This window comes from Janibacter sp. DB-40, assembly GCF_029510815.1.
In the GTDB taxonomy this organism is placed as follows: Bacteria; Actinomycetota; Actinomycetes; order Actinomycetales; family Dermatophilaceae; genus Janibacter.
Map to the genome: position 1 here is coordinate 2588250 of NZ_CP120360.1, position 20859 is coordinate 2609108.

The 20859-nt window shown below is 70.6% G+C and carries 21 protein-coding genes; 12 read left to right on the top strand and 9 right to left on the bottom strand.

From position 1 onward, the window contains the following. Positions 1-49: 49 nt before the first annotated feature. Positions 50-976: a Ppx/GppA phosphatase family protein gene (locus tag PVE36_RS12345; RefSeq protein WP_277452742.1), complete on the bottom strand. Its 927-nt coding sequence runs from the start codon at positions 974-976 to the stop codon at positions 50-52. 67 nt (positions 977-1043) lie between these two features. Here PVE36_RS12345 and PVE36_RS12350 point away from each other — a divergent pair, with 67 nt between their 5' ends. From PVE36_RS12350 to PVE36_RS12370, 5 genes are all read left to right on the top strand, one after another. After that, complete coding sequence (locus PVE36_RS12350) at positions 1044-1883, top strand: hypothetical protein (protein WP_277452744.1); 840 nt, start codon at positions 1044-1046, stop codon at positions 1881-1883. After that, positions 1883-3301 (top strand): FAD-linked oxidase C-terminal domain-containing protein, encoded by a 1419-nt coding sequence (locus PVE36_RS12355; RefSeq protein WP_277452745.1) that lies wholly within the window; start codon positions 1883-1885, stop codon positions 3299-3301. Before PVE36_RS12350 ends, PVE36_RS12355 begins: the two co-directional genes overlap by 1 nt. Positions 3302-3357: 56 nt before the next feature. Continuing rightward, complete coding sequence (gene radA, locus PVE36_RS12360; protein ID WP_277452746.1) at positions 3358-4743, top strand: DNA repair protein RadA; 1386 nt, start codon at positions 3358-3360, stop codon at positions 4741-4743. 17 nt (positions 4744-4760) lie between these two features. Beyond that, positions 4761-5837: a DNA integrity scanning diadenylate cyclase DisA gene (gene disA, locus PVE36_RS12365; RefSeq protein ID WP_277452747.1), complete on the top strand. Its 1077-nt coding sequence runs from the start codon at positions 4761-4763 to the stop codon at positions 5835-5837. Between the two features lie 92 nt (positions 5838-5929). Beyond that, positions 5930-6817 (top strand): A/G-specific adenine glycosylase, encoded by an 888-nt coding sequence (locus PVE36_RS12370; RefSeq protein WP_277452749.1) that lies wholly within the window; start codon positions 5930-5932, stop codon positions 6815-6817. Positions 6818-6887: 70 nt separating this feature from the next. Here PVE36_RS12370 and PVE36_RS12375 read toward each other — a convergent pair whose 3' ends face one another. Together PVE36_RS12375 and PVE36_RS12380 are read right to left on the bottom strand one after the other, a co-directional pair. Then, positions 6888-7385, bottom strand: a complete 498-nt coding sequence (locus PVE36_RS12375) for an amino-acid N-acetyltransferase (protein ID WP_277452750.1) — start codon at positions 7383-7385, stop codon at positions 6888-6890. Positions 7386-7441: 56 nt separating this feature from the next. Further along, positions 7442-8860, bottom strand: coding sequence for a hypothetical protein (locus PVE36_RS12380; RefSeq protein WP_277452753.1), 1419 nt, complete (start codon positions 8858-8860; stop codon positions 7442-7444). A 190-nt stretch (positions 8861-9050) separates the two neighbouring features. Here PVE36_RS12380 and PVE36_RS12385 point away from each other — a divergent pair, with 190 nt between their 5' ends. The 3 genes from PVE36_RS12385 (at position 9051) to PVE36_RS12395 (ending at position 10679) form a co-directional block, all read left to right on the top strand. Next, the gene (locus PVE36_RS12385; RefSeq protein ID WP_277452754.1) at positions 9051-9719 is read left to right on the top strand and encodes a DUF305 domain-containing protein; all 669 of its coding nucleotides are present in this window, start codon (positions 9051-9053) and stop codon (positions 9717-9719) included. A gap of 88 nt (positions 9720-9807) precedes the next feature. Beyond that, on the top strand, positions 9808-10173 hold the full coding sequence (locus PVE36_RS12390; RefSeq protein ID WP_277452756.1) for a metalloregulator ArsR/SmtB family transcription factor: 366 nt from the start codon (positions 9808-9810) through the stop codon (positions 10171-10173). Next, on the top strand, positions 10170-10679 hold the full coding sequence (locus PVE36_RS12395) for an SRPBCC family protein (RefSeq protein WP_277452757.1): 510 nt from the start codon (positions 10170-10172) through the stop codon (positions 10677-10679). The genes PVE36_RS12390 and PVE36_RS12395 overlap by 4 nt, the downstream gene beginning before the upstream one ends. Before the next feature lie 274 nt (positions 10680-10953). On the opposite strand, the gene PVE36_RS12400 is transcribed toward PVE36_RS12395, so the two are convergent. The 3 genes from PVE36_RS12400 to PVE36_RS12410 form a co-directional block, all read right to left on the bottom strand. Beyond that, on the bottom strand, positions 10954-13479 hold the full coding sequence (locus PVE36_RS12400; protein WP_277452758.1) for an ATP-dependent Clp protease ATP-binding subunit: 2526 nt from the start codon (positions 13477-13479) through the stop codon (positions 10954-10956). Positions 13480-13644: 165 nt separating this feature from the next. Then, a complete protein-coding gene (locus tag PVE36_RS12405) occupies positions 13645-13950 on the bottom strand; it encodes an antibiotic biosynthesis monooxygenase (protein ID WP_277237143.1) in 306 nt (101 codons plus the stop codon). Continuing rightward, positions 13947-14519, bottom strand: coding sequence for a DUF4328 domain-containing protein (locus PVE36_RS12410; RefSeq protein ID WP_277452762.1), 573 nt, complete (start codon positions 14517-14519; stop codon positions 13947-13949). The genes PVE36_RS12405 and PVE36_RS12410 overlap by 4 nt, the downstream gene beginning before the upstream one ends. Before the next feature lie 178 nt (positions 14520-14697). Between PVE36_RS12410 and PVE36_RS12415 the strand changes: the two genes are divergently transcribed. Then, positions 14698-15285 carry a flavin reductase family protein gene (locus PVE36_RS12415; protein ID WP_277452763.1) on the top strand — a complete coding sequence of 196 codons (588 nt, stop codon included), beginning with the start codon at positions 14698-14700 and terminating at the stop codon, positions 15283-15285. On the opposite strand, the gene PVE36_RS12420 is transcribed toward PVE36_RS12415, so the two are convergent. Both PVE36_RS12420 and PVE36_RS12425 read right to left on the bottom strand, forming a co-directional pair. Then, on the bottom strand, positions 15286-16110 hold the full coding sequence (locus tag PVE36_RS12420) for a DNA-formamidopyrimidine glycosylase family protein (RefSeq protein WP_277452765.1): 825 nt from the start codon (positions 16108-16110) through the stop codon (positions 15286-15288). It lies immediately after the preceding gene. Positions 16111-16122: 12 nt separating this feature from the next. After that, positions 16123-17127, bottom strand: a complete 1005-nt coding sequence (locus PVE36_RS12425; RefSeq protein WP_277452766.1) for a Ku protein — start codon at positions 17125-17127, stop codon at positions 16123-16125. A 63-nt stretch (positions 17128-17190) separates the two neighbouring features. Between PVE36_RS12425 and PVE36_RS12430 the strand changes: the two genes are divergently transcribed. The 3 genes from PVE36_RS12430 to ligD are packed head-to-tail and all read left to right on the top strand — an operon-like array spanning position 17191 to position 19002. After that, the gene (locus PVE36_RS12430) at positions 17191-17979 is read left to right on the top strand and encodes a DNA ligase (RefSeq protein WP_346780587.1); all 789 of its coding nucleotides are present in this window, start codon (positions 17191-17193) and stop codon (positions 17977-17979) included. After that, the gene (locus PVE36_RS16250) at positions 17976-18122 is read left to right on the top strand and encodes a hypothetical protein (RefSeq protein WP_346780588.1); all 147 of its coding nucleotides are present in this window, start codon (positions 17976-17978) and stop codon (positions 18120-18122) included. The genes PVE36_RS12430 and PVE36_RS16250 overlap by 4 nt, the downstream gene beginning before the upstream one ends. After that, positions 18115-19002, top strand: coding sequence for a non-homologous end-joining DNA ligase (gene ligD / locus PVE36_RS12435; RefSeq protein WP_277452767.1), 888 nt, complete (start codon positions 18115-18117; stop codon positions 19000-19002). Before PVE36_RS16250 ends, ligD begins: the two co-directional genes overlap by 8 nt. A gap of 2 nt (positions 19003-19004) precedes the next feature. Here ligD and ggt read toward each other — a convergent pair whose 3' ends face one another. Next, positions 19005-20816 carry a gamma-glutamyltransferase gene (ggt, locus tag PVE36_RS12440; protein ID WP_277452768.1) on the bottom strand — a complete coding sequence of 604 codons (1812 nt, stop codon included), beginning with the start codon at positions 20814-20816 and terminating at the stop codon, positions 19005-19007. Positions 20817-20859: the final 43 nt, after the last annotated feature.

A 20859-nucleotide genomic window follows, 5' to 3' on the forward strand; every position in this document is an offset into this window, starting at 1 on the left:
GCGGCGGCCGGAGCCGGGCCACCATCCCCTTCCTCTGCGGGCTGTCGGGTCAGCTCATGTGGTCGAGGTAGCGCAGCAGCACGCCCTCGCGCATCGCCCAGGGGCAGATGGTCAGCTCCGTGACACCGAACAGGTCCATCGCTGCCTCGGCGACGATCCCACCGGCGAGGATCTGCTGCGCGCGGGCGGCGCTGACCCCGGCGAGGGTGGCGCGCTCGCCAGCGGTCATCGGTGCGACCTTCGCGATCGTCTCGCGCACGTCGTCCACGCGCAGCGTGCGCAGGACGTAGGGGCCCTCACCGCTCGGCGCGGCGCCGGCGATCCGGGCCAGCGAGCGCATCGTCTTGCTCGTGCCGACGACGCTGACCGGGGATGCCGCCTTGGCGTAGGGACGGATCTCCTTGGCCAGGGTCGCGCGGACCGCTCGCCGGGCGGCCCTGATGGCCTCGGGTGTCGGCGGGTCCCCCGGCAGGTGGTCCCGGGTGACGCGTCCCGCTCCGAGGAGGAGGGACTTGGCGACGTCCGGCTCCTCGTCGTCGCCGAGGGTGAGCTCGAGGGAGCCGCCACCGATGTCGATGACGAGCAACCTCCCGGCGGACCACCCGACCCAGCGGCGGGCGGCGAGGAAGGTCAGCCGTGCCTCGTCGACGCCCTCGAGGACCTCGAGGTCCACGCCGGTCTCCTCGCGCACGCGGTCGAGGACGGCGTCCCCGTTGGGGGCCTCGCGGATGGCGCTGGTGGCGAAGGCGAGGATCTCCTCCACGCCCTGGTCCTCGGCGATCTCGAGGCACTCGGTGACGAACCGGGACAGGTCGGCCGCCCCGGACTCGTCGATGGCCCCCTCTGCGTCGACGTGCTCGGCGAGGCGCAGCACCATCTTGTGCTTGGTGGCCGGGATCGGCGCGGCACCATGGTGTGCGTCCACCACGAGCAGGTGGACGGTGTTCGAGCCGATGTCGATGACGCCAAGTCGCACGGGGCCACAGTAGACCCCGGAGGAGATCGAGCGGTCGCGCGGCTGCGCTCCCCACTAGGGTGTCGCCGTGGAGCAGGACAACGAGCAGCACCCCGGCGAGACCGACCTGGCAACGGCCCGCACCTGGGTCGAGTTCGACGACCCGGCCGAGGAGGGGCAGCGCTTCCGCTGCGACCTGACCTGGCTGACGTCGTCGTGGACGTGCATCTTCGGCAACGGCTGCCACGGCATCGACGCCGACGAACCGGACTTCGGGTGCTGCGTGCTCGGCGCGCACTTCACCGACAAGGACGACGTCACGCGGGTCAAGGCGATCGCCGACGAGCTCGGCGAGGACGAGTGGCAGCTGCACCCGGGCACCACCCGCCGGTCGGCGTGGACGGAGAAGGAGGACGGCGAGCTGAAGACGAAGGTCGTCGACGGGGCCTGCATCTTCTTCAACCGTCCCGGCTTCCCCGCAGGGGCGGGCTGCGCGCTGCACCAGCACGCGATCCTCACCGGCGTCGAGCCGCACACGACCAAGCCGGACGTGTGCTGGCAGCTGCCGATCCGCCGCACCTACCGCGACGTCGAGCTGCCCGACGGGACCACCTACCTCGAGGTGAGCATCGGCGAGTACGACCGCCGCGGGTGGGGTCCGGGCGGTCACGAGCTCGACTGGTACTGCTCGGGCAGCCCCGATGCGCACACCGCTCCCGACCCGGTCTACGTCAGCGAGCGTCCGGGGCTGATCGAGCTCATGGGCGAGCAGGGGTACGCGGAGCTCGCCGAGCGCTGCGAGGCCCACCTCGCCCTCGTGGCCGCGGCGACCGGCGCGAAGGGGGCAGCGGGCCCCCCTTCGCCCGGAGGCCGGGACCTGCTGCCGCTGCTCGTCCACCCCGCGACCCTGGCCGCCCGGGAGAGGTGATGGACCCGGTTGCCCTGCTCGACCTCGTCCGGGGCGAGCTCGCCCCGGAGACGGGCGACGGGGTGGTCACCACCGAGGCCGACGTGGTCGCCGCGCACTCGCGGGACGAGGCGCTCTTCTGCCCGCACGACGGCGCCCTGGCCCTGGTGCGGGCGCGGACGGTGGCGGACGTGCAGGCGACGATGCGCTTCGCCTCCCGGCACGGCATCCCCGTCGTCCCCCAGGGGGCCCGCACCGGCCTGTCCGGCGGCGCCAACGCCGTACCCGGCTGCCTGCTGCTGTCCGTCGCGTCGATGACGCGGATCCTCGACCTCGACCTCGGTGAGCGCACCGTCACGGTCGAGCCGGGGATCATCAACCAGGACCTCAAGGACGCCGTCGCCCGGCACGGCCTGTCGTACCCGCCCGACCCGGGATCGGTGGCGATCTCCTCCGTCGGCGGCAACGTCGCGACCAACGCCGGCGGCCTGTGCTGCGTGAAGTACGGCGTGACCCGCGACTACGTGCGGGCACTGGAGGTCGTGCTCGCCGACGGCACCCTGACCACGATCGGGGCGAGGACGGCGAAGGGGGTGGCCGGGCTCGACCTGCGCGGCCTCTTCGTCGGGTCGGAGGGGACGCTCGGCGTCATCGTCGGGATCACGCTGCGCCTCGTGCCGCTCATGCCGCCGCCGCTGACCGCGGTCGCGACCTTCGCCGACGAGCGGGCCGGCGCCGCGACCGTGTCGGCCCTCATGGCCTCCGGTGCGCAGCCGTCGATGCTCGAGTCGCTGGACCGCACCAGTTTGGACATGCTCAACGCCTACGGCGACTTCGGCCTGGACGCGCACGCCGGCGCGATGCTGCTCATGCAGTCCGACGGCGGGGGCAGCCGGGAGAGCGCCCTGGCGGAGGTCGAGGCCTTCACCGAGCAGGCCCGCTCGCACGGCGCGCTCGACGTCGCCTTCTCCGACGACGCCGCCGACAACGAGGCCCTCGTGGCCGCCCGCCGCCTGGCGCAGACGGCCTACGAGCACCACGCCCGCTCCCACGGGGGCGGGCAGCTCCTCGACGACGTGTGCGTCCCGCGCGAGCAGCTGCCGACGTTCTACGAGCGCCTCGACGGCATCCGCGCCGCCACCGGGCTGACGATCGCGACGGTCGCCCACGCCGGCGACGGCAACCTGCACCCCTCGATCTTCTTCTCCACCGCCGACCCGGACGAGGTCGACCGGGCGCACCGGGCCTTCGACGACATCATGCGGCTCGGGCTGGACCTCGGCGGCACGATCACCGGCGAGCACGGCGTCGGCCGGCTCAAGCGGGGGTGGCTCGCCCGCGAGCTCGACGAGGGCAACCGGGGCATCCACCGGGCCGTCAAGACCGCGCTGGACCCCCACGGGATCCTCAACCCGGGCACGATGTTCGCCGACCTGTGAGGGCCCGGGCCGGACGCGGTCGGCCGTTGTCGCCCCCGCCGCGTAGGTTCTGAGTCATGGCGAGCAAGAAGGCACCCGTCCACCGGTGCAGCGAGTGCGGCTGGACGAGCGTGAAGTGGGTCGGCCGCTGCGGCGAGTGCCAGGCCTGGGGCACGGTCGAGGAGGTCGGCGGCGCGACCACCCGGACCTTCGCCGCCGCGCGCGTGGAGCGCCCGGCCGTGCCGATCCGTGAGGTCGACGGCGACCACGCCGCCCACCGCAGCTCCGGCGTTGCCGAGTTCGACCGCGTCCTCGGGGGCGGGCTCGTGCCGGGGTCGGTCGTGCTCGTCGCCGGCGAGCCGGGCATCGGCAAGTCGACGCTGCTGCTCGACGTCGCCGCGCGCGTCGGCGAGGGCAGGCGCGTGCTCTACATCAGCGGCGAGGAGTCCGCGGCCCAGGTGCGTGGTCGAGCCGAGCGGATCGGGGCGATCACCGACGGGCTCTACCTCGCCTCCGAGACCGACCTGGCGACCGTGCTGGCGCAGATCGACCAGGTGCGGCCGGACCTCGTCGTCATCGACTCGGTGCAGACCGTCGCCTCGGGCGAGGTCGACGGCGCCGCCGGCAACGTCGGCCAGGTCCGCGAGGTCGCCGGCTCGCTCATCCAGGCGGCCAAGACGGGTGGCTTCGCGATGCTCCTCGTCGGGCACGTGACCAAGGACGGGTCGATCGCCGGCCCGCGGGTGCTGGAGCACCTCGTCGACGTCGTCGTGCAGTTCGACGGCGACCGGCACTCCCGGCTGCGTCTGGTGCGCGCGGTGAAGAACCGCTACGGCCCCACCGACGAGGTCGGCTGCTTCGACCTGCACGACACGGGCATCGTGGGGCTGAGCGACCCCAGCGGCCTCTTCCTGTCCAGCCGGCACATCACCGTCCCGGGCACCTGTGCGACCGTCACGCTCGAGGGGCGACGACCGCTCGTCGTCGAGATCCAGGCCCTGGTCACCCCGTCCCAGATCCCGACGCCCCGCCGGGCCAACGTCGGCCTGGACTCCGGCCGCGTGGCGATGATCATCGCCGTGCTCGACAAGCGTGCCGGAGCCCCCATCGTCGGGGCCGACACCTACGTCTCGACCGTCGGCGGGGTGAAGATCACCGAGCCGTCGAGCGACCTGGCCGTCGCCGTGGCCATCGCGAGCGCCGTCCTCGAGCAGCCGGTCGCCCACGACCTGCTCGCGCTCGGCGAGGTCGGCCTGAGCGGCGAGGTGCGCCCTGCCGTCGGGGTGGCCCGCCGTCTGACCGAGGCCGCCCGGCTCGGCTTCCGCACCGCGCTCGTGCCGAAGGGAGCGCTGGCCGACGCCTCCCCTCCCCCCGGCATGGACGTCGTCGAGGTCGTCGACGTCGCCTCCGCGATCGAGCAGGTGCGAGCCCGCCCGCCCGCGAGCCGTTTGCGCTCCGTCTGACGACCTAGACTCGGCTCGTGACCGAAGCCGACGAGGACCTCTTCCGGGCGACCCTTGCCGCGGTCGCCCCGGGTACACCGCTGCGCGACGGACTCGCCCGCATCATGCGCGGCAACACCGGCGCGCTCATCGTCATGGGCTACGACCCCCGGGTGGACGCGCTGTGCACCGGCGGCTTCGACGTGAACATCGAGTTCTCCGCGACGCGACTGCGTGAGCTGGCGAAGATGGACGGCGCCATCATCATCGACACGAACGTCTCGCGCATCCACAAGGCCGCCGTCCAGCTCGTGCCCGACCCCACGATCGAGACGACCGAGAGCGGCACCCGCCACCGCACCGCGGAGCGGGTCGCGCGCCAGACCGGCAACCCCGTGCTGTCGGTCAGCCAGTCCATGCACATCATCGCGCTCTACGTCGCCGGGCGCCGGCACGTGCTGCGCACCGCCTCCGAGCTGCTCTCCCAGGCCAACCAGGCGATGCAGACGCTCGAGCGGTACACGACCCGGCTCACCGAGGTCACCGGTGCGCTGTCGGCACTGGAGATCGAGGACCTGGTCACCGTCCGCGACGTCGCGGTCGTGCTCCAGCGCCTGGAGATGGTCCGACGCATCCACGCGGAGATCGCCGAGTACGTCCTCGAGCTCGGGATCGACGGGCGGCTGCTGAGCCTGCAGCTCGAGGAGCTGACCGCCGGGCTCGACGACAACATGCGCACGGTGATCCTCGACTACATCGAGCCCGACGGAGCGGTCGACACCCACACCGACGTGCTGGACAACCTCGCGGTCCTCGATGCCGCCGAGCTGCTCGACCTCGGTCACGTGGCCAAGGCCCTCGGCTTCCCGATCGTCGGCGAGTCCCTCGACGCGACCGTCGGTCCCCGCGGTCTGCGCATCCTGAGCAAGATCCCGCGCCTGCCCGGCGCGATCGTCGAGCGGCTGGTCGAGCACTTCGGCTCCCTGCAGCCGCTGCTGGCGGCCGGGCTCGACGACCTCATGGCGGTCGACGGCGTCGGTGAGCTGCGTGCCCGCATGGTCCGGGAGGGGCTCTCCCGTCTCGCCGAGTCGTCGATCCTCGAGCGCTACGTCTAGATGGGGTGCTTCGTCGCCTCCGAGCCCGTCACGGGCGGGTTCGACACCCGATCCGGGAGGGGCCGCCCCCAGTTCGACGGGAGCACGCTGCCATGACCGACGCCGCTGGACCGCTGCTCCACCATGCCGTCACCTCCTGGTACGCCGACCACGGACGAGACCTGCCCTGGCGCGAGCCCGACTGCTCCGCGTGGGGTGTCTACCTCTCCGAGGTGATGTCCCAGCAGACCCCCATCGCCCGGGTGCTCCCCGTCTGGGAGCGCTGGATGGAGCGCTGGCCCACCCCCTTCGACCTCGCCGCGGACGCCCCCGGTGAGGCGGTACGGATGTGGGAGCGTCTCGGCTACCCGCGCCGCGCGCTGCGCCTGTGGGAGTCGGCGACGGTCATGGTCGAGCGGCACGGGGGTGAGGTCCCGCGCGAGCACGCGGACCTGCTCGCGCTGCCGGGTGTCGGTGCCTACACCGCCGCAGCGGTCGCGTCCTTCGCCTTCGGTGACCCGCGCACGGTCGTCGACACGAATGTCCGACGGGTCCTCGCCCGGACGGTCACCGGACACCAGCACGCCGCTGCGTCGCTCACGGTCGCCGAGTCCCGGTTGGCCGAGCAGTCGATGCCCCGCGAGCGGGACGAGGCGAACGCGTGGAATGCCGCGGTCATGGAGCTGGGGGCACTCGTGTGTACGGCCCGCTCCCCCGGGTGCGACGAGTGCCCCGTCGCGCACCTGTGCGCCTGGCAGCTCGCCGGACGTCCCGAGCACGACGGGCCGCCGAGGCGCGGCCAGGCGTGGCACGGGACGGACCGGCAGGTCCGCGGGCGCATCGTCCAGCTGCTGCGGGAGAGCCCGGACCCGGTGACGCGCACCGCGATCGCCGCCACGTGGCCCGACGACGAGTCCAAGGTCGAGCGGTGCCTGGCCGGCCTGCTCGAGGACGGACTGGCCGAGCAGGACGCGGACGGCCACTACTCGCTGCCCTCCTGAGCCGTCGGCCGCACGAGCCGGCGGTCGACCCCCTTCGCACGACCCCGGGGAATGCCGCTCCGAGGGGTGGTCAGAGCTGGCGGAGCATGCGGGAGTTGCCCAGGGTGTTGGGCTTGACCCGCTCGAGGTCGAGGAACTCCGCCACGCCCTCGTCGTAGGAGTGCAGCAGCTCGACGTAGACCTCGGGGTCGACGGCCTGCCCGTCGATCTCCTCGAACCCGTGCCGGGTGAAGAACTCGGTCTCGAAGGTCAGGCAGAACAGGCGCTGCACACCCAGGGCAACGGCATCATCGGTGAGTGCCTGCAGCAGCCGGCCCCCGACCCCGCGGCCGAGGTGCGCGTCCGCGACCGCGAGCGTGCGGATCTCGGCGAGGTCCTCCCACATCACGTGCAGGGCGCCACAGCCGACGACCTCGCCGTCGATCTCGGCGACTCGGAACTCCTGCAGTCCCTCGAAGTAGGCGACGGTGTCCTTGCTGACGAGGACCCGACGCTCGGCCAGCGGGGCAACGAGGTCGCGGATGGCCCACACGTCCGTGGTGCGGGCTCGACGGATGGTGACGCTCACCGGGCAAACCTACGCCCCCGCCACGGGGCGGGGGCGCAGGTGGACGCGAAGGGGGGTCAGCGCGTCTTGTACTTCGGCTGGCTCTGCACGTTCAGCTCGCCGAGGTCCAGCTGGTCGGCACCCGCCGTCGCCGGGTCGTTGAACTTCAGCACGTCGAAACCACGCCGGATGTCCGAGGAGTAGATGTGGCCGTTGTAGTAGTAGGACGACCACGACCCACCGATGCCCTCCTCCGCCGACACCGGGCCGCGCTCGAAGTAGGCCAGCTCACGCGGGTTCTCGGAGTCGGTGAAGTCCCAGACGCTGACACCACCCTGGTACCAGGCCTGGACCATGATGTCGCGGTTCTTCACCGGGATGACCGAGCCGTTGTGGGCGACGCAGTTCTCCACGTCGTGCTGGTGGCGCGGGATCTTGTAGTAGGAGCGGAAGGTCAGCTCCCCCTGGCGGTCGAGGTCGTAGATCGCGTTGGCGCCGCGCTTCGGGCCGATGTCCGCGTTGCAGGTCGCGGCGCCACCGCCCCCGAGCTCATCGGTGAAGATCACCTTCGTGCCGTCGGCGTTGAAGGTCGCCGAGTGCCAGAAGGCGAAGTTCTCGTCGTCGCGGACCCGCTCGATGACCTCGGGCTGCTCGGGCTTCTTGATGTCCATGATGATGCCGTCACCCATGCAGGCGCCGGCGGCGATCCCCTGCTGCGGGAACGCGGTGATGTCGTGGCAGCCGGTCGTGGCCGACCGGTTCGCGATCGGCGTCGGCCCGGGGCCTCCCGGGTTGCCACCCTCGGGGAAGAGGTTCGGCGTGTCGATGACCTCGGCGTCGGTCGGCGAGGCGGTCGGCACCTCGACGATCGAGATCAGGTCGTGCGGCGGCTGGCAGTCCGGGTACTCCGCACGCGGGGAGTAGCTCGAGACGTAGAGGTAGTCGTTGCCCCGGGTCCTGCCCTTGCCAGGGACCAGGGTGTGGGTGTGCGACCCGCACGCGGTCTCGACGGACTTGATGTACTGCGGGTTGGCCAGGTCGGAGATGTCGAAGATCTTGATGCCCTCCCAGCTGCCCTTCTCGGTGGCCGACTGGCTGGTCGAGGCACACGAGTCGTCGCTGCGCGAGGAGTCGGTGGACAGGTACAGCAGGTCGCCGGAGACGGAGATGTCGTTCTGCGAGCCGGGGCACTTGACCTGGACGATGGTCTCGGGGCTCCCAGGGTTGCTGATGTCGACGACCGAGAAGCCGTCGTAGTTGCCCACGAAGGCCTTGCCGTCCTGGAAGGCGAGATCGGTACCGATGCCTTCGGCGAGCGAGCCCGAGGGCGCGAGGTTGGCCAGGTGGGCCATGTTCGCGCTGCGGCCGATCTCATCGGGTTGCAGGTCGGTGCCGGACACCCCGACACGGTCATCGGGGCCCTCTGCTGCGGCGATGCCGGCACTCGGGATCACGAGTGCCGCAGCGGCCATGAGGGCGATGGTGGGTCTGCGCATACTTGTCCTCCGGCTGGTGGCGTGCGACCGGCAGGGGGGAAACCGACCGCGTGATGCACCTCACCCTGTCGCGCCCGGGGCTCACCGTGGCCCCGGGAGAGCACGAGGTTTGGTCAGGACTTCGTCAGGATCGCCAAGGTCGCCCCGCGCTGCGCCCACGGGCACCGCCGTGAGGGCTACCGTCACCCGGGTGATCCACCCCCGCGCCGTCACCGTCCTCCTCACGGGCACCCTGGCCCTCGCGGCCTGCTCGGGCGCTGAGTCCACACCCTCGCCCAGCGCGACGTCGCCCGACGCCCCGGTGCTCCAGCCCGGCACCCCCGGCGAACCCAACTCGTCCCTGAGCGGCACCGAGGCGGTCGCCACGCCGAGTGACGCGCACAACGCCGCCGACGTCTCCTTCCTCGAGGACATGATCGGCCACCACGCCCAGGCCATCGTCATGGGCGAGTTGGTCGACGGAGACCTCGAGGACGACAAGGTCCGCAGCCTGGCCGCACGCATCTCGGACGAGCAGGAGCCGGAGATGCGCGCGATGGGGCAGATCCTGCAGAGCTGGGACAAGAAGGTCCCCCCGCAGGCGGAGAACCCGACCTTCGGCATGAACAGCGGTCACGGGCACTCGATGCCGGGGATGGCCACCCGGGAGGAGCTCGACGAGCTGGAGGCCGCGAAGGGCAGCGGGGCCGACCGGCTCTACCTCGACCTGATGGTCGCCCACCACGAGGGCGCCATCGAGATGTGCACGAGGCTGGGCGACCAGGGCGAGGCGGTCCGCACCGAGGAGTTGTGCGACGACATCACCGTGACCCAGACCAAGCAGATCTCGCAGATGAAGGCGATGCGCACGCGCCTCTGACCTGTGGTCAACCACATGGTTGACCACGACCCTCATCCGGCGTACCGTTGTATTCAACCTTTTGGTTGATTAATGGGCGGAGGGTGGTATGGCCAGGACCCCGGACCAGCTGTCCCGAGCCTTCGCCGCCCTGGCCGACCCCATCCGGCGGGACATCGTCGCCCGCCTCACCGTCGGTGACGCCACCGTCTCCGACCTCGCCGCCCACTACGACGTGAGTCTGCAGGCCGTCAGCAAGCACCTGAGGGTGCTCGAGGACGCCGGCCTGGTCACCCGCAGTCGTGAGGCGCAACGCCGCCCGGTCCACCTCGAGAGCGAGGTGCTGGCCACCCTGACCACCTGGATCGAGCGACACCACCGACGGGCCGAGGACCGCATGGTCCGGCTCGAGGAGGTGCTCGGCGAACCCCCTTCGCCCGGCACGCACACCACTGATGCAGGAGCAGACCGATGAACGCCGCAACCACCCACGTCACCACCGCCAGCATCGAGGCCGACCCGGAGGTCCCCGTCCTACGCATCACCCGGGACTTCCGGGCCACGCCCGAGCAGCTGTTCCGCGCGCACACGGACCCGGACCTCTACGCCCGTTGGATCGGCCCGAAGGACCTGTCCACCCGCATCGACCACTGGGAGGCACGCACCGGCGGCAGCTGGCGGTTCACCAACATCCGGGGTGAAGGGGCCGACGCCGAGGAGTTCCGGTTCCACGGATGCTTCCACGAGGTGCGAGCGGACCGGATCGTGCAGACATTCACCTGGGAGGGCTACCCCGACGGGGTGTCCCTGGACACGGTGACCTTCGAGGACCTCGGGGACGGGTGGAGCCGCCTGGTGGTCAGCTCGCTCGTCGACTCCTTCGAGGCACGCGAGCAGATGCTCGCCTCCGGGATGGACGTCGGCATCAACGACGGCTACGCCACCCTCGACTCGATGCTCGACGCCGGGGAGGTCACATGACCTCGCTGACCGAGCTGTCGGTCGTCGAGCGCCATCGCTCGGCCGCCGACACCTTCACCGACCGCGTCCGAAGGACCCTCGACTGGGACGCTCCCTCCCCTCGCGCTTGAGGGAATGAGCGCCCGGGCCGGTAAACCTCGACACGGCCGGGCCACGAAGCGATCATCCCGAGGTTTCCCGGTCACCTCAGGACTGCCCGGACGGCCTTCTCGGACCGGAGCACGACGAAGGGGGCGACCACCTCGATGGTGGCCGCCCCCTTCGTGCTGTGCGGTCAGTCGGAGGAGGACCCGCCGTCGCCCGCCTCGATGAGCGGGACGTCGAGCTCGCCGACGTTGGGCGTGCCGTGGAAGGTGAACTTCGCGGACTTGCCCTCGCCCTCGACGTCCACCGCGACGATCTCGCCGGCGTGCAGCTCGCCGAAGAGGATCTTCTCGGAGAGCACGTCCTCGATCTCGCGCTGGATGGTCCGCTTGAGCGGACGGGCACCCAGCACCGGGTCGTAGCCACGCTTGGCCAGCAGCTCCTTCGCCGCGGACGTGAGCTCCATGCCCATGTCCTTGTCCTTGAGGCGCTTGTCGAGCTTGGCGACCTCGAGGTCGACGATCTGGATCAGCTCGTCCTTGCTCAGCTGCGGGAAGACGATCGTGTCGTCGACGCGGTTGAGGAACTCCGGACGGAAGTGGTTCTTCAGCTCGTCGATGACCTTGCCCTTCATCCGCTCGTAGTCCGTGCGGTCGTCCGTGTTGGCGACGAAGCCCATCGACCCCTTGGAGATGTCCCGGGTGCCGAGGTTCGTCGTCATCAGGATGATGGTGTTCTTGAAGTCGACCATCCGACCCTGCGAGTCGGTCAGGCGACCGTCCTCGAGGACCTGGAGCAGCGAGTTGAAGATCTCCGGGTGGGCCTTCTCCACCTCGTCGAAGAGGACCACCGAGAACGGCTTGCGGCGCACCTTCTCCGTCAGCTGACCACCCTCGTCGTAGCCGACGTAGCCGGGGGGCGAGCCGAAGAGACGGCTGACCGTGTGCTTCTCGGAGTACTCCGACATGTCGAGGGTGATCAGGCTGTCCTCGTCGCCGAAGAGGAACTCCGCGAGCGCCTTGGCCAGCTCGGTCTTGCCGACACCGGTGGGGCCGGCGAAGATGAACGAGCCGCCGGGGCGGTGCGGGTCCTTCAGACCGGCGCGGGTGCGACGGATCGCCGCCGAGAGGGCGTGGATCGCGTCGTCGTTGCCGATGACCCGCTTGTGCAGCTCGCCCTCCATGTTGAGCAGGCGGCTGGACTCCTCCTCGGAGAGCTTGAAGACGGGGATGCCGGTCGAGGCGGCGAGCACCTCGGCGATCAGCTCCTCGTCGACCTCGGCCACGATGTCCATGTCGCCGGCCTTCCACTCCTCCTCGCGCTTGGCCTTGTCCGCGAGCAGGTTCTTCTCGTCGTCACGCAGGCTGGCGGCCTTCTCGAAGTCCTGGCCGTCGATGGCCGACTCCTTCTCCAGACGCACCTGCGCGATCTTGTCGTCGAACTCCTTCAGCTCCGGCGGCGCCGTCATCCGGCGGATGCGCAGGCGCGCGCCCGCCTCGTCGATGAGGTCGATCGCCTTGTCCGGCAGGAAGCGGTCGTTGACGTAACGGTCGGCCATCGTCACCGCGGCGACGATCGCCGCGTCGGTGATGGTCACCTTGTGGTGCGCCTCGTACCGGTCGCGCAGGCCCTTGAGCATCTCGATGGCGTGCGCCAGCGAGGGCTCGTCGACCTGGATCGGCTGGAAGCGGCGCTCGAGCGCGGAGTCCTTCTCGATGTGCTTGCGGTACTCCTCGAGCGTGGTCGCGCCGATGGTCTGCAGCTCACCACGGGCCAGCATCGGCTTGAGGATGCTCGCGGCGTCTATGGCGCCCTCGGCCGCTCCGGCACCGACGAGGGTGTGGATCTCGTCGATGAAGAGGATGATGTCGCCGCGCGTCTTGATCTCCTTGAGCACCTTCTTCAGGCGCTCCTCGAAGTCACCGCGGTAGCGGCTGCCGGCCACGAGGGAGCCGAGGTCGAGCGTGTAGAGCTGCTTGTCCTTCAGCGTCTCCGGGACGTTCTCGTCGACGATGTCCTGGGCGAGGCCCTCGACGACGGCGGACTTGCCGACGCCGGGCTCACCGATGAGGACCGGGTTGTTCTTCGTGCGGCGCGAGAGCACCTGCATGATGCGCTCGACCTCCTTGGTCCGCCCGATGACCGGGTCGAGCTGGCCGTCCCGGGCGGCCTGGGTGAGGTTACGACCGAACTGGTCGAGGACGAGCGAGCCCGCGGGCTGGCCCTCCTGCGGGCCGGAGCCCGCGCCGACACCAGCGGCCTGGCCCTCCTTGCCACCCTGGTAGCCGGAGATCAGCTGGATGACGGTCTGGCGCACCCGGCCGAGGTCCGCGCCGAGCTTGACGAGGACCTGGGCAGCCACCCCTTCGCCCTCACGGATGAGGCCGAGGAGGATGTGCTCGGTGCCGATGTAGTTGTGGCCGAGCTGCAGCGCCTCGCGCAGGGAGAGCTCGAGGACCTTCTTGGCGCGCGGGGTGAAGGGGATGTGCCCCGACGGCGCCTGCTGGCCGGGACCGATGATGTCCTGGACCTGCTCGCGGACGGCATCGAGCGAGACCCCCAGGGACTCGAGCGCCTTGCTCGCCACCCCTTCGCCCTCGTGGATGAGCCCGAGCAGGATGTGCTCGGTCCCGATGTAGTTGTGGTTGAGGAGGCGTGCCTCCTCCTGGGCCAGGACCACGACCCGGCGGGCCCGGTCGGTGAACCGTTCGAACATGGGATCTACCCCTTCACGTGTCGCTCAGACCACGATGCTACGTGCCTACCCCGAGTACTCGGAGTCAAGCCTTGTCACGGGTGCCAACGTCATTTCCCGCGAGGCTGTTCCACGGCGGGAGCCAGCTCGGGCGTGTTCGCTCTCAGCGCACAAAATCCGGGCCGCTCACGGCTTGGGCGAGTCGAGGACGACGTCGAAGCCCATGAGCTGGGTGCCGGTGGCGACCGGCTGCTGCTGCTGTCCCGAGTGCGCCTCGCTGGCGTTGCCGTCCCGCCACGCGGCGAAGGACTCCTCGTCGGCCCACCACGTGAGGACGAAGTAGCGCTCCTCGCCCTCCGTCGGACGCAGCAGCTGGAAACCCTCGAACCCCGGTTCCTGGTCGACGGCCCCCTTGCGGGCGGCGAAGCGACGCTCGAACTCCTCACGCGCCTGCTCGGGCACGGTGATGGCGTTGATCTTGACGATGCTCATGGTCCGACCGTAGCCGCAGTGCTCGCCGCGGACGTCGCGCCCCGCACGACCCGCCACCAGCACACGAAGGCGATCAGGGTGATCACCGCGTTGACCTGCTCCGCCAGGATCCATCGATCGACGTCAGCGACGGTCGCCAGCTCGCCGCCCGTGGGATCGAGCACGCGGCCGACGCCGACGAGCAGCCAGGCGATCCACCACGGCCAGAAGTTCGTCACTCGCGACCGCAGAGCACGACTGGAGTCGGCCACCAGCTGGTACGGGAACCACAGGTTGACGACCGGCACGACCCAGCCGGCGAAGGCCCACCACGAGGACCTGCGTTGCAGGCCGCTCGGCTGGTACCACTCGGCCACCCTTCGCAGCTCGACGAGCCACCAGCCAGTGAGGAAGAAGGCGGCGACGAACACCAACCCGGACAGGGCGATGAGGTCGTTGGCGACATCAAGGCCGGCGGTCGTGGCCGCCGAGCCCTCCATCCACGCGTGCAGTTCCCGCCGGCGCACCGTCACCACAGCCGCACCCGCCAGCGTCAGGAACGTCGTGGCGAAGGCCGAGCCGAGTGCCATGACGGACGCAGCCCTGACCCTGCTCAGGCGTGGGCCGACAGACCGTCGTGGGGCGGTCCCTGCGGAAGTGATCGTGGCGTCGTGAATGCTCATGGACCGAACCTATGGCGGTCATCGTCGACGTCGCGCGGTGACGTAGAGCGCCTGTGGACAACGTCGACATCACTACGCTGAACCCATGCGCACGGTCTTCGACACCAGCGACCCGGCCACGAACCCGTACGACCTGCTCACCTCGATCGTCGTGCCGCGGCCCATCGCCTGGATCACGACCGTGGGCCCCGACGGCGTCGGCAACCTCGCCCCGCACTCGTTCTTCAACGTCGCCTGCCAGAAGCCTCCGATGGTCAGCTTCTCCTCCGTCGGGAGGAAGGACACGCTGCGCAACATCCTCGCCACCGGATACTTCGTGGTGAACCTCGTGTCCGAGGGGATGGAGGACCTCGCCAACGCGAGCAGCGCCCCCTTCGCCGCCGACGTGGACGAGGCCGACGCGCTGCACATCCCCCTCGAGCCGAGCGAGGTCGTGCCCGTCCCCCGGGTCGCCGAATCCGCCACCTCCATCGAGTGCCGCCTGCACTCGAGCCTCAAGCTCGGCAACTCCCACCTCGTCATCGGCGAGGTCAGTGCCATCACCGTGCGCGACGACGCCCTCGTGGACGGGCGGCCGACGATGGAGGCGCTGCGGCCGCTCTCGCGGCTGGGACGTGACGAGTGGGGACGCCCGCCGGAGGTCATGCACCTCACCCGGCCGGAACGGCCCTGATCAGCTGCGCCGCTGGCAGTTCCCGCACCAGTAGAGGGTGCGACCGGCGACGTCCTTCGCCCTGATGACGGAGCCGCACCGACCGCACTCCTCGCCCGTCCGCTTGTAGACCGAGCTCGTCCGCTCGTCGAGGTGCACGTCCTCCCCCTTCGCCAGGGCCGCCTCGATCTCGTCCACCTCGGCCACGTCGGTGACGATCCGCCCCGTCGCCACGCCGAGCGGCAGGAGCCGGCGCAGGTCCGCCCAGATCAGCTCCCACGACGCCCGCTTGAGCCGCTCCCCCGGGGTCATCGGGTTGATCCGGTGCCGGTGGAGCACCTCGCAGCGGTAGACGTTGCCGATCCCGGCCAGCACGTCCTGCTCCATCAGCAGGGCCGCGATCGACTTGCGCGAGCGGTGGATCCGCTCCCACGCACGCCCACCGTCGGTGTCCCGCAGTGGGTCGGGACCGAGCTTGGCGTGGACGGCGGCCTCCTCGTCGGGGGTGATGGCGGCGCAGACGATGGGGCCACGCAGGTCGGCGACGTGGCGTCCGGTCGCGATGCGGCAGCGCACCTGACCGGTGACCGGACGCTCGCCCACGTACGCGATCGAGTCGATGACGAAGGTGCCGATCAGGCCCAGGTGCACGTGCAGGACCCGCTCGCCGGCGAACTCGACGAAGAGGTGCTTGCCATGGGCGCGCGCCTCGACCACCTCGTGGCCGTCGAGCAGTGCCGCGCCGGCGGCGAAGCGCCCCTGCGGGGACGACACGGACACGACCCGGCCGGCGAAGGCGGCGTGCAGGTCGCGGGCGATCCGGTGGAGGGTGTGGCCTTCAGGCATGGCGAAGGGGGGTCAGCTCGCCTTCTTCTTGGGGGTGGACTTCTTCGCCGAGGTCTTCTTGGCAGCGCTCTTCTTCGCCGTGGACTTCTTGGCGGCGCTCTTCTTCGCCGGCGCCTTCTTGGCGGTGGACTTCTTCGCGGTGCTCTTCTTGGCCGCGCTCTTCTTCGCCGGCGTCGAGCCGGACTCCTGGGCGGTCGGCGACTCCTCCCGGTCCTCCTGCGATGAGCCGGTGCTCTCCCCACGGGACTTCTTGGCCTTCTCGACCGACTGGGCCAGGGCGGCCAAGAGGTCGACGACCTCGCCACCCTCCTCCTCCTCGGTCTCCGGGGCGCGCACCTCTCCCCCTTCGATCTTGGCGCGGACGAGGTCCTGGACGGCGATCGCGTAGTCGTCCTCGAACTCGTCGGCGTCGTAGTCGCCGGCGAGCTCGTCGATGAGCAGGCGGGCCATGGCCATCTCCTTCTCGGAGGCCTCACCCGCCTCGTCGACCGCGGCGAAGTCGGCGCTGCGGATCTCGTCGGGCCACAGCATCGTCTGCATGACGATGACGCCCTCGCGCACGCGCAGCACCGCCATCGTCATCCGGGTGCGGATGGCGACGGTGACCACGGCCATCCGGCCCTGCGCCTCGAGCGCCTCGCGCAGGAGGACATAGGGCTTGGTGGCCGACTTGTCGGGCTCGAGGTAGTAGCTCTTGTCGAGGAGCATCGGGTCGATCTGGTCCTCGGGGACGAACTTCTCGACGCTGATCTCCTTGCTCGACCGGGTCGGCAGGCCGGCCATCTCCTCGTCGGTGAGGATGACCATCTCCCCGTCCTCGGTCTCGTACCCCTTGGCGATGTCGTCGTAGGCGACCTCTTCGCCGTCGATGCTGCAGAAGCGCTTGTAGCGGATGCGGCCGCCGTCGGTGCGGTGGACCTGTCGGAACTGGACGTCGTGGTTCTCCGTCGCGGAGTACAGCCGGACCGGGACGTTGACGAGGCCGAAGGAGACGGCCCCCTTCCAGATGGCGCGCATGCATTCCTCCCGAGGGTGAGCGTCCACCTCAGACTACGCGGGTACACGGGGCAGGATGGGGTCATGCGACCGATGCTCGCCACGCTCACCGACGCCGTGCCGCAGGGCGCGGAGTGGGTCCACGAGGTCAAGTGGGACGGGATGCGCGTCATCGTCGAGGCGAAGGGGGGTGCCCTCACCGTGACGAGTCGCACCGGTCGGGACGTCACGGTCGCCTACCCCGAGCTCGCACCGCTGGCGCAGCTCTACGACGACATGGTCCTCGACGGCGAGCTCGTCGCCCTGGTCGACGGCCGTCCCTCCTTCGCCGGTCTCACCGAACGCATGCACGTGACGAACGCCCGCCGCGCGGCCACGCTCGCCGGCTCCCGCCCGGTGACGCTCATGGCCTTCGACCTGCTGCGGCTGCTCGGCCAGGACCTCACCGCCCAGCCGTGGTCGGCGCGCCGGACGCTGCTGGAGCAGCTCGACATCGACGGGTCCCGCTGGCAGGTCCCGCCGACCCACGACGACGGCCAGGGCCTGCTCGCGGCGACCGCGGAGCAGGGTCTGGAGGGCATCGTCTCTAAGCGCCGCTCCTCCCCCTACGCCGCCGGTCGCCGCTCCCCCGACTGGCGCAAGCGCCCGCACCGCGACAGCGAGTCCGTCGTCGTCGGCGGCTGGCGGAGGGAGATCGGCGGCACCCTGCTCGGCGCCGTCCTCGTGGGGGTCCCGGGGCCCGACGGGTGGGACTTCGTCGGTCGGGTCGGCGCCGGCCTCGCCGGCCGTGCGGGAGCCGCCATGCTCGAGCGGCTCCGTCCCCTCGAGCGGGGCGACTCCCCTTCGCCTCCGAGGTGCCGCGCGAGGACGTGAAGGGGACGACGTGGGTCGAGCCGGAGGTCGTCATCGACGTCGCCAGCCTGGGCCGCGGGAGCGGCCGCCTGCGCCAGCCCTCGTACCTGCGCACCCGCACCGACCTGACCACCGCCGACCTGTGGGAGACGACCGATGGCTGACTCACGCGGAAGCGTCACGAGGGTCGAGGTGGCCGGGCGCACGATGCGCCTGACCTCGCTGGAGAAGGTGATGTACCCCGCCACCGAGACGACGAAGGGGGAGATCCTCGCCTACTACGCCCGGGCCGGTGAGACGCTCCTGGCGCACCTGGCGCAGCGTCCCGTGACGCGGGTGCGATGGCCGCACGGGACCGGCGGGGAGAGCTTCTTCGAGAAGAACCTGCCGTCCGGGGCACCGAGCTGGCTGCCGCGGGTGCAGGTGGACGACGTGACCTTCCCCCTCGTGGAGGACCTCGCCCACCTGACCTACCTCGTCAACCTCAACAGCATCGAGCTGCACGTCCCGCAGTGGCGGGTGGACGAGGACGGCGCGCGGCTCAACCCCGACCGGCTGGTCATCGACCTGGACCCGGGCAAGCCGGCCGGGCTGCACGAGTGCGCCCGGGTCGCCCTGCTGCTGCGCGAACGCCTCGGACGCCTGGGGCTCGACCTGTACCCGGTCACCTCCGGCAGCAAGGGGATGCAGCTCTACGCCCCGCTCGGCGGTGACCTCACGAGCAACCAGGTGCGCGACCTCGCCCAGCAGCTGGCGCAGGAGATGACCAAGAACCATCCCGACCTGGTGCTGTGGAAGATGACCAAGTCGCTGCGCCCGGGGAAGGTCTTCCTCGACTGGAGCCAGAACGTCGCGGCCAAGACGACCGTCTGCCCGTACTCGATGCGCGGTCGGGACGACCCGTGGGTGGCGGCACCGCGCACGTGGGACGAGGTCGAGGCCGGGGCGGAGGACGCGGAGGCGCTGCAGCAGCTGGACTTCGACGAGGTCCTCGTCCGGCTCGAGGAACACGGCGACCCGCTCGAGCCGCTGCTGCCCGCCTGACCCTAACGGGGGTCGACGACGCGGGCATCCCCGCCTCCGCGCCGCACCGGTTCGGCCACCGCTGTCGTGCTGCCGTCGGGCAGGAACTCGATCGCGGTGAGCGCACCGATCTCGGAGACCGCGGAGAACTCGTGACCGTAGGCCCTCAGCGCCGCGCCGTGGGCGGCGGTGAACTCGGGCTCAGCGCTCACCGTCGTCGTGTTTCGCTGGCTGGCCCGGGGCGCAGCCAGAGCCGACTCCATGTCCATGCCCAAATCGATCCGGTTGACCAGGGTTTGCGCCACCGTGGTGATGATGGTCGACCCACCGGGGGACCCCAGCGCCATGGCCGGCTCGCCGTCCTCGAGCACGATGGTCGGCGAGATGGACGAGCGAGGACGCTTGCCGGGCGCGATGCTGTTCGGGCCCGTGTCGTCGGGGTCGGCCGAGAAGTCCGTCAGCTCGTTGTTGAGCAGGAAACCTCGATCCGGCACCACGATGCCGCTCCCACCGGTCTGCTCGATCGTGGTGGTGTACGAGACCACGTTGCCCCACTGGTCGGCCACGGTCAGGTGCGTGGTCGACAGGCCCTCGGAGTCCTCGCCGGATGCCCCGACGGTCTCGGGGACCTGGTCGCACGACTCCACGTAGTCCCCGTCGGCCTCACCTGCGTCCACCGGCTTGTCGGCGGCCCGCTCGGGATCGATCTGGCAGGAGCGCTCCCCGGCGAAGCCGTCCGACAGCAGCTCCTCGACGGGGACGTCGACGAACTCGGAATCCCCCAGGTAGGCCCCACGGTCGGCGTAGGCCAGGGCACTGGCCTCCAGGTAGTGGTGGAGTGCCTGGTCCTGCGGCATCGAGCCGAGGTCGTACTGCTCCAAGATGTTGAGGATCTCACCGACGGTGGTGCCACCGCTGGACGGCGGCGCCATGCCGTAGACGTCGTACCCGCGGTAGTCGTTGTGCGTCGGCTCCGGGGTGCGCACCTCGTAGTCGGCGAGGTCGGAGGTCTCCATCGACCCGGGCGGCACCGGCAGGTCCGTGTCCTCGACGACGGGGGGATTCTGCACGGCAGAGACGACCTCCTCGGCGAGCGGACCGTTGTAGAAGCTGTCCGCACCCTTCCGCGAGATCAGTCCGTAGGTGTGCGCAAGATCCCGGTTGCGGAAGATTGACCCGACCTCGGGGGCCTCGCCGTCAGGCAGGTAGAGCTCGGACGTCGAGCTGAAGGCCGAGAACCGCTCCTCGTTGTCGAGGATCTGGGAGCGGAAGGTGTCGTCGACCACGAATCCGCGGCGTGCGAGCTGGGTCGCGGGTCGGAGCGCGTCGGCCATGGAGTAACTGCCCCACTGCGCGAGTGCCGCGTCCCACGTCGCCAGGGTGCCGGGCACCCCGACGGCGACGCCACTCGTCACGCGCTCCGGCGAGAACGGGTACAACCCTCCGGTGTCCGGGTTGACGAAGGCGTCCTTCGTCATCCCCATCGGGGCTTCCTCGCGACCGTCGATGGTCTCGACCTCGCCGGTGTCGACGTCGTAGTGGACGAAGAACCCGCCGCCACCGATGCCGGTGCTGAAGGGCTCGGTGACGCCGAGTGCAGCCGTGGTGGCGATTGCGGCGTCGGTCGCGTTCCCGCCCTTGCGCAGCACTTCCAGTCCGACCGCACTCGCGGACGGATCGACCGACGTGACTGCTCCGCCGAAGCCGCTCGCGGTCGGATTCTTGTCCTCGGCGCGAGGGTCCCCGCTGGCCGGTGCTGCCGTCATCGACAGCCCCAGCGCTCCGGCGGCAGCCAGCGCCACGAGGTAGCTGGCGCGCGGTCTCGTTGTGCCCATGTGTACTCCCTGGCCGGGTCGAACACCACCGGGCGGTCAGGCT